Source organism: Bacillus sp. MYb56 (genome assembly GCF_002976445.1).
Lineage (GTDB): Bacteria > Bacillota > Bacilli > Bacillales > Bacillaceae_G > Bacillus_A > Bacillus_A mycoides.
Window position 1 is genome coordinate 230,754 of record NZ_PCOH01000003.1, and the last position, 13,471, is coordinate 244,224.

The 13,471-nt window shown below is 36.9% G+C and carries 14 protein-coding genes; all 14 read right to left on the reverse strand.

Annotation, left to right across the window (positions count from 1 at the left end; all coding sequences use genetic code 11):
• Positions 1 to 66: 66 nt before the first annotated feature.
• A complete protein-coding gene (gene aspB, locus CQ058_RS05950) occupies positions 67 to 1,254 on the reverse strand; it encodes an aspartate transaminase AspB (protein ID WP_002193190.1) in 1,188 nt (395 codons plus the stop codon).
• Positions 1,255 to 1,272: 18 nt separating this feature from the next.
• On the reverse strand, positions 1,273 to 1,776 hold the full coding sequence (locus tag CQ058_RS05955; protein ID WP_002030789.1) for a cell wall elongation regulator TseB-like domain-containing protein: 504 nt from the start codon (positions 1,774 to 1,776) through the stop codon (positions 1,273 to 1,275).
• Between the two features lie 7 nt (positions 1,777 to 1,783).
• Positions 1,784 to 1,954 (reverse strand): YpmA family protein, encoded by a 171-nt coding sequence (locus CQ058_RS05960; RefSeq protein ID WP_002166065.1) that lies wholly within the window; start codon positions 1,952 to 1,954, stop codon positions 1,784 to 1,786.
• A 250-nt stretch (positions 1,955 to 2,204) separates the two neighbouring features.
• On the reverse strand, positions 2,205 to 5,009 hold the full coding sequence (gene dinG, locus CQ058_RS05965) for an ATP-dependent DNA helicase DinG (RefSeq protein ID WP_002193192.1): 2,805 nt from the start codon (positions 5,007 to 5,009) through the stop codon (positions 2,205 to 2,207).
• Between the two features lie 130 nt (positions 5,010 to 5,139).
• On the reverse strand, positions 5,140 to 5,523 hold the full coding sequence (gene panD, locus CQ058_RS05970; RefSeq protein WP_000490176.1) for an aspartate 1-decarboxylase: 384 nt from the start codon (positions 5,521 to 5,523) through the stop codon (positions 5,140 to 5,142).
• Between the two features lie 12 nt (positions 5,524 to 5,535).
• The gene (gene panC / locus CQ058_RS05975; protein ID WP_002086591.1) at positions 5,536 to 6,384 is read right to left on the reverse strand and encodes a pantoate--beta-alanine ligase; all 849 of its coding nucleotides are present in this window, start codon (positions 6,382 to 6,384) and stop codon (positions 5,536 to 5,538) included.
• Positions 6,384 to 7,220, reverse strand: coding sequence for a 3-methyl-2-oxobutanoate hydroxymethyltransferase (gene panB, locus CQ058_RS05980; protein ID WP_002011854.1), 837 nt, complete (start codon positions 7,218 to 7,220; stop codon positions 6,384 to 6,386). The genes panC and panB overlap by 1 nt, the downstream gene beginning before the upstream one ends.
• Positions 7,221 to 7,562: 342 nt before the next feature.
• Positions 7,563 to 8,543, reverse strand: a complete 981-nt coding sequence (locus tag CQ058_RS05990) for a biotin--[acetyl-CoA-carboxylase] ligase (protein WP_002086594.1) — start codon at positions 8,541 to 8,543, stop codon at positions 7,563 to 7,565.
• Positions 8,528 to 9,721, reverse strand: a complete 1,194-nt coding sequence (locus tag CQ058_RS05995) for a CCA tRNA nucleotidyltransferase (protein WP_002193193.1) — start codon at positions 9,719 to 9,721, stop codon at positions 8,528 to 8,530. The genes CQ058_RS05990 and CQ058_RS05995 overlap by 16 nt, the downstream gene beginning before the upstream one ends.
• Positions 9,708 to 10,853 carry an N-acetyl-alpha-D-glucosaminyl L-malate synthase BshA gene (gene bshA / locus CQ058_RS06000; protein ID WP_002086596.1) on the reverse strand — a complete coding sequence of 382 codons (1,146 nt, stop codon included), beginning with the start codon at positions 10,851 to 10,853 and terminating at the stop codon, positions 9,708 to 9,710. The genes CQ058_RS05995 and bshA overlap by 14 nt, the downstream gene beginning before the upstream one ends.
• The gene (gene bshB1, locus CQ058_RS06005) at positions 10,850 to 11,554 is read right to left on the reverse strand and encodes a bacillithiol biosynthesis deacetylase BshB1 (protein WP_002193194.1); all 705 of its coding nucleotides are present in this window, start codon (positions 11,552 to 11,554) and stop codon (positions 10,850 to 10,852) included. The genes bshA and bshB1 overlap by 4 nt, the downstream gene beginning before the upstream one ends.
• Positions 11,555 to 11,565: 11 nt before the next feature.
• On the reverse strand, positions 11,566 to 11,961 hold the full coding sequence (gene mgsA, locus CQ058_RS06010; RefSeq protein ID WP_000684753.1) for a methylglyoxal synthase: 396 nt from the start codon (positions 11,959 to 11,961) through the stop codon (positions 11,566 to 11,568).
• 14 nt (positions 11,962 to 11,975) lie between these two features.
• A complete protein-coding gene (dapB, locus tag CQ058_RS06015; protein WP_002188996.1) occupies positions 11,976 to 12,776 on the reverse strand; it encodes a dihydrodipicolinate reductase in 801 nt (266 codons plus the stop codon).
• Positions 12,773 to 13,117 (reverse strand): nucleotide pyrophosphohydrolase, encoded by a 345-nt coding sequence (locus CQ058_RS06020; protein WP_002193195.1) that lies wholly within the window; start codon positions 13,115 to 13,117, stop codon positions 12,773 to 12,775. The genes dapB and CQ058_RS06020 overlap by 4 nt, the downstream gene beginning before the upstream one ends.
• Positions 13,118 to 13,471: the final 354 nt, after the last annotated feature.

Here is a 13,471-nt window from a genome sequence, read left to right on the forward strand (position 1 = left end):
AATTCGTCAAAAAAACCTCCCTATATATAGGGAGGTTTTTTGCCATTTACTACAAGAAACAGACGATTAAGCCTGTACTTTACTTTTCATGAACGTATGAATTCGTTCTAATGCTTTCTCAACTTGCTCAAGAGATGTCGCATACGATAATCGAACGTTATTTGGTGCACCAAATCCTGTACCTGGAACAAGAGCCACCTTTTCTTCTTCTAATAATGCTTTTGCCCACTCATCAACTGTATCATACCCAGCTAACGCTACGGCTTCTTTTACATTTGGGAATAAGTAAAAAGCACCTTGTGGCTTAATGCAAGTGAAACCAGGAATTTGAATTAATTTATCATAAATAATGTTCAATCTTTCTTCAAACGCTTGACGCATTGTTTCTACAGGTTCTTGTGAGCCTGCATACGCAGCAATTGCACCGTATTGAGCAATTGAAGTAGGGTTTGACGTACTATGACTCGCTAAGTTCGTCATCGCTTTAATAAGCTGCTTATTTCCTGCTGCATATCCAATACGCCAACCTGTCATAGAATGTGATTTAGATACACCATTAATAATAAGTGTTTGTTCTTTTAATGCATTAGAAAGCTGGGCAATTGAAGTATATTCCGCGTCACCATAAATTAATTTTTCATAGATCTCATCTGAAACGATTAAGATATCATGCTCTAAACATACTTCTCCAAGCTGTTGTAATTCTTCTTTGCTGTAAATCATCCCTGTTGGATTGCTCGGTGAATTAATAATAACTGCTTTCGTTTTCTCTGTAATTGCCTCACGCAGCTGCTTTGCTGTAATTTTGTACTCATTGCCTTCTAGACCTTCTACATAAACTGGCTTACCACCAGCAAGCTTTACTTGCTCAGGATAACTTACCCAATAAGGAGTTGGGATGATAACTTCATCTCCTTCATCAAGTAACACTTGGAATAATGTATATAATGCATGCTTGGCACCATTACATACAATAATTTCAGATGGATCATACGCAATTCCTTGATCACGAGTAAACTTCTTCGCAATTTCTTGTTTTAACGCTTGTAATCCACCTGTTGGTGTATATTTCGTATGTCCTTCTAACATCGCTTTATGCGCAGCATCCATAATATGTTTTGGCGTATTAAAGTCAGGTTCTCCTGCTCCTAATCCAATTACATCATGACCTTCTGCTTTTAATGCTTGTGCCTTTGCTGTAATTTCTAAAGTTGCAGATGGTGTTAAAGCAGCTACTCGCTTTGCTAATTTCATTTGTAGTTCCCCCTACATCTATTTTTCAATGCTATATCGTCTTAAAAAGTTCCCATCTTTAAATTCAAGATAGTAGTAACTATAACGATTGTCATCATCAATATATGTAACTTCCCATAATGGTATATTATTTTCAAAGCCTAATTTTGCTTTTAAAATTTCTTTCGGCTTACTTTTGGGTTCTTTACTTTCATCTCCGACTTGTTCAATCGTTCTTTGTAAAGCATCTTTTTCAGAAATACCTTCGCTCTTTTTCCTTACTATAGTTTCCCCTTTTTTCTCAGGCACCCAAACGATAAGTTGTTCTCCTTTTTCATCTGTACCTTGTACGACTGTATATGAAGATTTTCCATTATAATAATCAACAGTATTTACCTTTGTAAGCTTTGCCTTTTCTTTCGCAATTTCTACAGACTTTGACTCTTTTGGAATTTTCTTTTCCATCGCTTTATTATAAACATATGCCCCATATATTCCGCTAGCAACGATAACGATAATGATTGTAAAGATCCACTTTTTCATTGTATCACTACGTTCTGTAAATCGTAAATACAGCTATTTCTTTATCTTTTTCGTCTAATGCTAATCCGAACATGAGGTCCTGCTCTTTTAACGTACGATTCAAACCATCAACAATTTTATACAAGTCAGACGAATATTTAATACGCGTCGTTGATAGGACTTCGATTTTCTTATCCATGAAAAAACTCCTCCGTTACACAAAAATTTCTAATTATAGAAGAACGCAATGCGGTTACAATAAGAGTACATTCTTTACAACCCCTGCTTCATCACCCATCTATTATAGCAGGACATGTACAGCAAAAAAAGGTTTCAAATCGAAAAGCAATATATTTTGTATACAAGAAGTAAGAAAAATAAAATTCCTCCTACCCACATTTTTTACGCCTGAAGTTTAAATGTACTTCAGGCGTATTTTTCTTCCAATTTTATTCATTTGACGATTCTTCTAACTGTACTAACAATTCTTCTAACGGTCCTTCATAGAGCGGTACAGTTGGGATTGATTGTAAAAATCGTTTTCCATAGGAAGAACTTGTCAAACGACGATCTAATACAAATACAGTTCCCGTATCTGTATTTGTTCTAATAAGACGACCAAACCCTTGTTTGAAACGCAAGATTGCTTGCGGGAGCGCCAACTTATCGAATACGTCTTCTCCTTGATTTTTTAACCACTCTCCTTTTGCTTCCATCATCGGCTGATGAGGAGGGGTAAAAGGCAGACGGACAATGACAAGACAGCTTAGGGCATCTCCAGGTATATCTATCCCTTCCCAAAAACTACTTGTTCCTAACAAAATCGATTTGTCGAACTCCTGGAATTTGCGGATTAGACGACTTCGGCTCTTATTATTCACACTTTGCGTTAATAATAAATATCCTTCTAATGTCTCATCATTTTTCAAATTCGTATACGTTTCTTTCAACATTTCATACGAAGTGAATAAAACGAGCATTCTACCTTTTGTAGATTTCGCTATTTTCGCAATATGTGCCGATATAGACTCAATATATTCTTCATTACTTGCTTTCTTAATAAAAGGTACATCCGTTGAAACCATTAATTTCATTTGCTCTTCAAAACGGAATGGTGATGGAACCTTTAATGTATTGGGAGCAAAATCATGTAAACCTAGCTCCTCTTTTATATAGTCGAATGAATCATTAACTGTTAACGTTGCTGATGTGAAAATAACACTCTTTTTCTGGGTTAAAAATTCATCAGCAAATCTTTCACCAATATGAACAGGCTGCGCATATAGAACTGTTGAATGAATCGTTCCCTTCGTTTCAGTCTCCATCCATGTCACGTATGAATTTTTTTCTAAAATGAGTAATTGTAAAGATTGTGCCATCTTTCTCAACAACTCAATTAAATGCATAAATTCACCTGTAACGACATGCATCTCCCATTCTAATTTACTTTGCAATATTTCAGCTTGCTTCTCAAGTGTAGTCAATAACTTTCTTACATCATACACAAATCGATTTGTTAACTCGGTAATGCTATCCCATAACTTACCTTTCTCTACTTCCGTGTTATATCGATAAATGAGTGGCATATTGCTCATCCCTTGTTCCTGCTTTGTTTGTTTAAATACGAAAGTCCGTAACATTTGAAATAGTTCATCCGCATCAAATTTCAATTCCTTCAAACTATGACTCACCATACGGAAAGTCGAACGCGATGCTTGCTCTGATTTTTTCATCATTTTATATACTTTAGAAAGTACATCATCTGTTTCTAGCGTACCAAGACGAGATAAAGCTAATTGAAAATACATGCATGAGAACTGTTCACCTAATGTTCTACTCGCCGCTTCCTCGATATGATGAGCTTCATCAAAAATAATATGTTCACATGAAGCAAATAGTGGTTCTTCACTTGAAAAATCTTGAAATAATAACGCATGATTTGTAATAACGATATCTGCAAATAATGCTTTATTCTTTGCTCTTTGATAAAAGCAACGACTATACCAGTTGCTTTGCATCCCGCCTGGACTATGTACATCACTACAAATACGGTTCCAAAGTAACTTGCCGCCCTCAGGAATATTCAATTCATCACGATCGCCAGTTTCCGTTTGCAATAACCACACTAAAATTTTTGCCTTTGTGAGCGCCATATCATAATTTTTCTCTTCCTCTTGCAAAGCATATTCAAATTTGTGTAGACAAAGGTAATGCTTTCTTCCTTTCAGAAGAGCTACTTCAAATGAAAATGGTATTATTTTCTTTAATAAAGGAATTTCTTTTTCTAGTATTTGTTGTTGCAATTGTACAGTTTGTGTACTTATAATGACAGGTTCTTCTTTTTTCTTTGCGAAATAAATACTTGGAAGTAAATATGCAAGCGTCTTCCCCGTACCTGTTCCTGCTTCAATCAGTGAAAACCTAGAATCTCTTAGCGCTGTATATATTTCCTTCATCATAATTTGTTGGCTTTCTCTTTTTTCAAACTTTGGCATATTCAATTCAAGTTTATCGATTGTCTTATGTAAGAAAGCATCAAATTTAGATGAGTATGTTTCACTGAGGCTTAAAGAATAATTCCGCTTTCGAAGCGCAATATTTCGATACACCTCACACTCCTCTGCCTCTTCTTTACCATGCATCATTTTCTTTAAAATATTTTCAGAAAGTACATCAGCTATATCACTTTGGAAAACATCACTTAATTCATAAAGCGATTGTAATGTGACAAGTGGTAACTTTTCAATTTCACTTAAAAATTGTAAAAACAACTCCGCTGTTGCAAGAGCATCACTATCCGCACGATGTGGTTGATCGTGCTCTAGTTCATGCTGCTTAGCTAAATCACGTAATTTATAACTATCAGCTGTCGGCAAAAGAATTTGCGCCAATTCAACTGTATCAATTTTAGGACAATGTACTTCTGTATATCCAGCTTGCCTTAATTCTTCATTTAAAAAATTCCAATCAAAGTGAACGTTATGTGCAACAAAAGCCGCACCTTGTAATAGCTCAACAATCATCGGGGCTACATCTCGAAATAACGGGGCTTGTTTTACAAGATCTTCATCAATCCCAGTTAATTCTGTAATAAATAGGGGAATCTCTCTCTTCGGATTAATAAAAGATGAAAAAATCTCTAATATCTCTCCATCTTCCACTACAACAGCTGCAATTTGGGTGATTTTATCCTTCCCATCCTTCCAGGAGTTCCCTGTCGTCTCTAAATCAACAACGACATAACGCTTACTCATATATGTAACACCTCAATTTCTTACCTATCAAACACAAAAATTATATAATGTTACTATACCACGTTTTACCTCATCTTAATGAAAAGATGCACAAAAAAGCTATCTCCTTAATTAGAGATAGCCTTCCTACTTATAATATCGTGCCAGCTTTTTCAGCACCTAACATTTCAATAATTTGATTATCATCGTCTAATACTGCAATTTTCGGCTCTTGTTTATGAATATTTTCTTCTGCCACTAAACCATAGCAAATAATAATAACTTTATCACCCGGTTGTACAAGCCTTGCAGCTGCACCATTTAAACACACAACACCGCTACCGCGCTCTCCTTTAATAACATATGTCTCTAAGCGAGCTCCATTGTTATTATTTACAATTTGTACTTTTTCATTTTCTACAATATTTACCGCATCCATTAAATCTTCATCAATTGTAATACTACCTACATAATTTAAATTTGCTTCTGTTACAGTTGCACGATGTAACTTCGCTCTCATCATTGTGCGAAACATAGATGCTCCCCCTTATTTCCCCATTAATGTTATATTGTCAATTAATCGTACATTTTCAAACTTAACTGCAATCGCTAAAATGATTCTTCCTTCAATTTTATTTATTGCTTTTAATGAAGGATATGCATATAAGTCAGCATAATCTACAGTGCCTTTTGTATACTTCTCAATATGCTCTTTCACAAGATTCATAATGATTTCCGGATTACGTTCGCCTGCCTCAATTCGTTCTTTCGCTATACATAGACTGCCGTATAAATGAGGAGCCTCTTCACGTTCTTCTAGTGATAAATACACATTACGAGAACTTTTCGCTAATCCATCTTCTTCCCTTACAATATCAACTGGTACGATCGTAACGGGAATATTAAAATCAGTTACGAATCCTTCAATTACAGCTACTTGCTGTGCATCTTTCATACCGAAATAAGCACGCGTTGGCAATGTAATATTAAATAGTTTCATTAGTACAGTCGCAACACCAGCGAAATGACCAGGTCTTTGTTTGCCACATAATACGTCGGTACGCTTCACAACTTCTACTGTTGTCGTTTGTTCTGCTGGATACATCTCTTCTACACTCGGATAAAATAAATAATCAACACCATTTTCTTTTGCTACATTTTCATCTCTATCAATATCACGTGGGTATCGATCTAAATCTTCATTTGGTCCAAATTGTAGTGGATTTACAAATACACTTAAAACTACAATTTCATTTTCTTCCCTTGCCTTACGTAGTAACGTAGCATGCCCTTCGTGTAAATACCCCATCGTTGGAACAAAACCGATACTTTTTCCACTTGCATGCAGTTCGTTTGTAATTTGCTGCATCTCTTGCACTGTAGTTATGATTTTCATTATTGTTTTCCTCCGTATAACGCTAAGCACTCTTCCTCTTTCATTGTAAATGAATGTTTTTCTTCAGGAAATTGCCCTGTCTTTACTTCAGTAACGTATTGCGAAATCCCTCGCACAATCTCCTCTTGAACAGACGTATATTGCTTCACAAATTTCGGAACACGATTTACGCCGTACGAGATAAGATCGTGGTATACAAGAACTTGCCCATCTACTTTTTGTCCTGCTCCAATTCCAATTGTAGGAATTGTTAACTGCTCTGAAATAAGTTCTGCTAATTGCATTGGCACACATTCTAGCACAAGTGCTATCGCACCAGCTTCCTCACATTTCTTTGCATCTTCTATTAATTTTTTTGCACTTTCAGCATCTTTCCCTTGTACTTTATACCCACCTAGCACTCCTACAGATTGAGGAGTTAAACCTAAATGCGCCACAACGGGAATTCCCGCATTCGTTAAGTAGTGAATAGTTGATATAACTTCTCCAGCACCTTCTACCTTTAATGCATGTGCCCCGCTCTCTTGAACAATGCGACGTGCATTAATCATCGTATCTTGCAATGAGACATGATAAGACATAAATGGCATATCAGTTACAATAAACGTCTCTTTCGCTCCGCGGCGTACAGCTTTCGTATGATGAATCATATCCTCTACTGTTACTGGAACTGTTGAATCATACCCAAGTACAACCATTCCTAGAGAATCACCCACCAAAATCATATCGACTTTAGCTTCTTCTGCTAATTTAGCAGATGGATAATCATACGCCGTTAGCATTGTAATCGGCTCACCTTGCTCTTTCATTTTCAAAAAATCTGTTTTTGTTTTCAAAAACTACTCCTCCTTTATGCAGGAGAGAGGAGATGGCCGAAATCATATAAAAAACCCCTCTGGCCATAAAAGGGCAGAAGGGTTGTGTGTTAGTCGGCATTATTCATCCCTCTGTCCCAGTCCATTATTGGATCAAGGCAGAATCCAAATTATTATTTTTTCATACTGCGTAAAATAATGGTGCAGTTCGCTTTGATACTGCCCATATTCGAACTAATTATAGCAAACTCTGAAAAGGAATTGCTACATTTTTTCGAAAAAATAATTTTTTATTCCTATTACGGTATGTGAAATTTATTAGTATCTAAATGACAAAAAGAAGCTCCAAAATAGGAACTTCTTTTACTTAATTTCTATATCAGCAGAATGAATGTGGTGCACTTGTCCTTGATGATCCTCAAGTAACAATACACCATCCTCCGTAATTCCTTTTGCTAGCCCATTAATAGTTTCCTTCATCGTTCGAGCTGTAATTTCTTTTCCGATACTTACTGCGTAACTTTCCCAAAGAATTTTAATAACAGAGAAGCCATTTTTTAAATACTCTTCATACAATTTCTCTAGTTGCAAGAAAATTTGTTGCATAAGTTCCGCACGAACAATCGGCTTACCCGATTCAATTGCTAATGAAGTTGCAATTTGCTGAATTTCCTCATCAAAATGTTCTTGTTTCTGATTTGCATTAATGCCAATTCCCATAATAACAGCATTAATTTTATCTGGATCAGCTTGCATCTCCGTTAATATACCGACAGCTTTTTTACCTTGAATTAAAATATCATTCGGCCACTTAATCCCTACGTTTACACCGGTACATTTTTCAATTGCTTGCGCTACGCTAACAGCTGCTAATAAAGTAAGCTGTGGTGCATGATGAACTGGAATCGAGGGACGCAAAATAATACTCATCCAAATTCCTGTTCCTTTTGGGGAATACCATTTTCTACTTAAACGCCCTCTACCTGCTGTTTGTTCTTCAGCAACGACAATTGTTCCCTCTTCTGCGCCTTCATAAGCAAGTCTCGCTGCAATATGCTGAGTAGACTCAACCGATTCTTCAAAATAAACCGTTCTACCGATACGCTCTGTTTGTAATCCTAATTGAATCTCATTCGCAGTTACTTTATCTGGTTTACTAGCAATTCGGTACCCTAAGCGGCGTACAGCTTCTAGTTCATACCCTTCATTACGAAGGTCCTCCATATGCTTCCATACAGCGGTTCTCGAACAACCAAGTTTGTCACTAAGTATTTGACCAGATACAAATGCACCATCTGCTTCAGAAAAAACTTGTAATAACTGCTTTCTTATAGTAGATTGCATCTTTGTAGCCACTCCCTTATATCCTCTTTCTTATTAACTAAATCTCCTTGTACGATTGCTTCTTCAATATTTTGAAGCATTTCGGCAACCCACGGACCTGGCTTTTTATCTGTCCAGCTTAATAAATCATTACCAGTCACATTCATTTCTTGACGATTTTTTATCGGCAATGCATGAAATAATGATTGTACTTGCTTAACAGACGCACTATTATAACTTTCTATTATCGCTTCATATACTCTTTCCGCCATCTCAGCGATGCGAATCCCAGTTTTATAAAGAAGGATTGTATCCCACTCCTTCTCCTTTCTAGAACGAATTGCTAATAAAACCGCTACGATATCTTTAATCTTTTTATTCGAGAACTTCCATTGACGCAAAAAGACAGATGGATGCTCTTCTCCGATACAATATAGGAAAAATGCCCACGCCTCAACGTCTGTTTCGAAAGAATCCCATTTATACTGCGTAGCTTTCAAGAGTCTTTCTTCTGACATTTGCAAATATGGCAGATGAGAAAATAGCTTAGTTTCTACTAACTCTTGAAGACCATTCACACAATATGTACCGGTCAACAATTTTTCAAATTCAACTGTAATTCTTTCAATCGCTATATGTTCGAGCAAATGCCCATACGTTTCAATTGCTTGTTTCGTCTTTATTTCCAAAGAGAAACCTAACGTACCTACGAACCGAATACCACGCATCATTCGCAGTGCATCTTCTTGAAAACGGTCTGCAGCATCTCCAACCGTTGTAATTTCCTTCAGACGAATCGCTTCTTTCCCAGCAAATAAATCAACCATTTCGCCTTCCTCTGTCATTGCAATTGCATTCATCGTGAAATCACGTCGTTTTAAATCCTCTTCTAATGAACGGACAAATTGAACACTACTAGGTCTTCGAAAATCTTCATATTCGCTTTCTGTTCGAAAAGTAGTTACCTCATACGGTTCACCATTTTCTACAACAATTACAGTTCCATGCTCAAGACCAACCGGAACATGTCTTGGGAAAATAGCCATTACTTCTTCTGGTAAAGCAGATGTTGCGATATCGATATCTCCAATCGGTCTATCGATAATAAGATCGCGTACACTTCCACCAACGAAGTAAGCCTCATGTCCGTGCTGTTTTAACATCTCAATAATTGAACTAGCTTTTTTAAATCTTTCCATTCTTGTCATCCCTTAGTATGTCATAATAAATCGCCTCATACTGTGAAACGATTTTTTCCGAACGAAACTGCTCATATACAGATTTCATCGCTCGCTCTCCCATATTACGGTGAAGTTCTTCATTTTCTAGTAGCTGAATTGCTTGCTTAGCTATTCCGTCTGTATCTCCAACTTCACATATATATCCTGTTTCACCATGTTGAATGACCTCTGGAATGCCCCCAACCCTCGTTCCGATACTAGGCACACCACACGCCATCGCTTCTAATATAACAAGACCAAAACTTTCCTTTTCTGATAAAAGTAGCATTAAATCACTCATCGCAAGAAGCTCTGCAACATTATCTTGCTTTCCTAGGAATAAGACACGTTCCTCAATATGTAAACTTTTCACCAATTGTAAAATAGTACAGAACTCTGGTCCATCACCAACAAGAAGCAATTTCGCATCTACTTCCTTTACAATTTTGGCAAATGACTGCACAACATCCTGTACACGCTTAACCTTTCGGAAATTTGAAATATGAATCAACACTTTTTCATTTTCTCGTATACCATATTCTTTTTTTAATTGAGACATATCACGTTTGAAATAAACACGTTCATCTACAAAATTGTATACCGTCTCAATTTCTTTATCTGGTTTTACAAGTTCATTTGTTTCTTCAATTAACGAATGTGACACAGCTGTAACAACATCAGATTGTTCAATACCAAAGCGAATTAAATTATTTAACGAAGGGTCGGAACCTAACACAGTAATATCCGTTCCATGTAAGGTCGTAACAATTTTAATACGCTCCCCAATCATTTGTTTTGCTAAATATGCACAAATAGCATGAGGGATTGCATAATGCACATGTAAAATATCAAGGTTTTCTCTTTGAGCAACCTCTGCCATTTTACTCGCTAATGCTAAATCGTAAGGTGGATATTGAAAAACAGAATATTGATTTACTGTTACTTCGTGAAAATAAATGTTCGGGTACACTTTATTCAACCGAAATGGTACACCCGATGTAATAAAATGAATTTCATGCCCGCGTTCCGCCAATTGCTTTCCTAACTCTGTCCCAACAACCCCAGAACCACCTACAGAAGGATAACATGTAATACCTATTTTCAATTTCATTTACATCCCCCTATTAAATCAGCATGTAATAAAACCGGTTTCTTACTCATAAATCCTTCGGCATACAGCACTCCAACTTCTTTCCCAAACATCTTCTCCCTAGCGATTACAGTTTCAACGTATCCTTCGGTTAATGGCGTCTTAACACCATCACTCCCTGTTGAAAACTGACTTTCATACGCTTCTAACGCTTCCACCTTTTTAGAAAGGTATTCACTAATATCTATACAAAAATTCGGTTTATGAAAACCATTAATCATATAATTATAAAACGACTCTACACGGTGCGGCGGAAGTTCAGACATATATTTACGAATTCCCGCTGAAAAGATAGCTTCTTCCACAAGTTTCGCGCAATTAGCATGGTCTGGATGACGATCTTCGTAATATGGTGCGAAAATTAGTGCTGGTTTATATGTACGAATAATCTTTACAATTTCACGTATATATTCTTCTTTCATATACAAACCACGATCTGGCATTGCTAAATTAATTCTCGTTTTTACTCCCATAATACGAGCTGCAGCCTTTGCTTCTTCTTTTCTTATTTCTACCGTTCCATTTGAAGAAAGATCAGCTTCTGTTAAATCGCAAATGCCTACTTCATATCCTTGCTTCGTATACTTTGCAATGGTACCTGCCATGCCGATTTCAACATCATCGGCATGAGCACCAAACGCTAATATATGTAATCCACTCATAATTGTTCCCCTCATTTTCTTAACTTTCGGTAATCTAAATCTCCCCGCTCTAATGCATGCATTAGCATTTCAGCACTTGCCATATTTGTTGCTAATGGGATGGCGTATACATCACATAAACGAAGTAACGCATTAACATCTGGTTCATGCGGCTGGGCTGTTAGTGGATCCCGGAAAAAAATCACCATATCCATCTCATTTTTTGCAATCATTGCACCAATTTCTTGATCTCCACCAAGAGGACCGGATTGATATCTTGTTACAACTAAACCAGTTGCCTCCATAATACGAAGTCCTGTCGTTCCTGTTGCAAAAAGTTCATGTTTTTCAAAAATTGGTTTATATGCGTATGCGAACGAAACCATATCATCTTTCTTTTTGTCATGTGCGATTAAGGCAATTTTCATCCGTTGTCTCCCCTTTAGTCGATAATATTTTCTAAACCGTACACAAGATGATCAAGGTTCATTACTGTTTCAATTGATAGTTTTACACCTGACATAAATGATGCACGGTTGAATGAATCATGACGAACTGTTAACATTTGTCCATCTCCGCCGAACATTACTTCTTGGTGTGCAATAAGCCCTGGTAGACGTACGCTATGAATGTGAATACCGTCTACATTTGCACCACGTGCCCCTTCTAATTGTTCCGTTTCATTAGGGTGCCCTTGCTCTTTTGGTACACGATTTTGACGGATTAATTCTACTGTTTTTACAGCTGTACCAGATGGTGCGTCTAATTTTTGATCATGGTGTAATTCAATTACTTCAACATCTTGGAAATACTTCGCTGCCATTTGAGAGAACTTCATCATAAGAACTGCACCAATCGCAAAATTTGGAGCGATAATTGTTCCTACTTCTTTTTCTTTTGCATTTTCTGTTAATTGCTTTAGTTCTTCTTCAGTAAATCCAGTTGTACCAATAACTGATCGAAGTCCACGTTCAACTGCAAGTGTCACATGTTTCTTTCCAATTTCTGGTGTTGTTAAATCTAACAATACATCTGCTTCTACTTCATCTAAACAAGTATGTAAATCCGCGTAAATAGGTGCATCTAGCGCTGGCATTCCCGGTACATCAGAAATTTTTTCTCCACCATGCTTATAATCAATTGCTGCTACTAAATTGAAATGCGCTGTTCTTTCCATAAGAAGGACTGCTTCATATCCCATGCGTCCTCGTGGTCCAGCGATAATTACTTTAATTTCTTTCATGCGTCTTTCTCTCCCTCATCAATACGTGTCCAACGATCTTTATCACGTGTATTAAATTTATTCATTACAATGTTATGCGCTGTTTCTAAATCAATATTTAAACTATTTGCCATACAAAGCATAACAAATAAAACATCTCCAAGCTCTTCCTCAACACTTCGTTCTTTCTCAGTCGTTTTCTTTGGTTTCTCACCATAATAATGATTAACCTCTCTTGCAAGCTCTCCCATTTCTTCAGTTAAACGAGCCATCATTGCAAGCGGACTAAAATAACCTTCTTTAAATTGACCGATATATGCATCTACTTCTTTCTGCATATCTTTCATCGTTTTTGCTTCCATACTAGTCACCTCTTATTCCTTCCTCTTTCATGTTAGCCAATTCATCGCGATTTGACAAATATTATTCCCTCATATCACTATTTACGACTCTTTTTAGGATAGACTATAATAAAGTGAAACTTCTTTTGCGTGATTTTTGCAAAAGATCAGCCTGAACCAATCGGGCTCTTACGGCTGGTTCGAACTTTCTTCACTGTGTTACCCTCTACCAGCCGTTAGAGCGGGGTAAAGTGAAACTTCTTTTGCGTGATTTTTACAAAAGATCAGCCTGAACCAATCGGGTCCCTGCGGCTGGTTCGACCTTTTCTTCTTCGCTTTTCCCTCTACCAGCCGTTGGGACGGGATAAAGTGAAA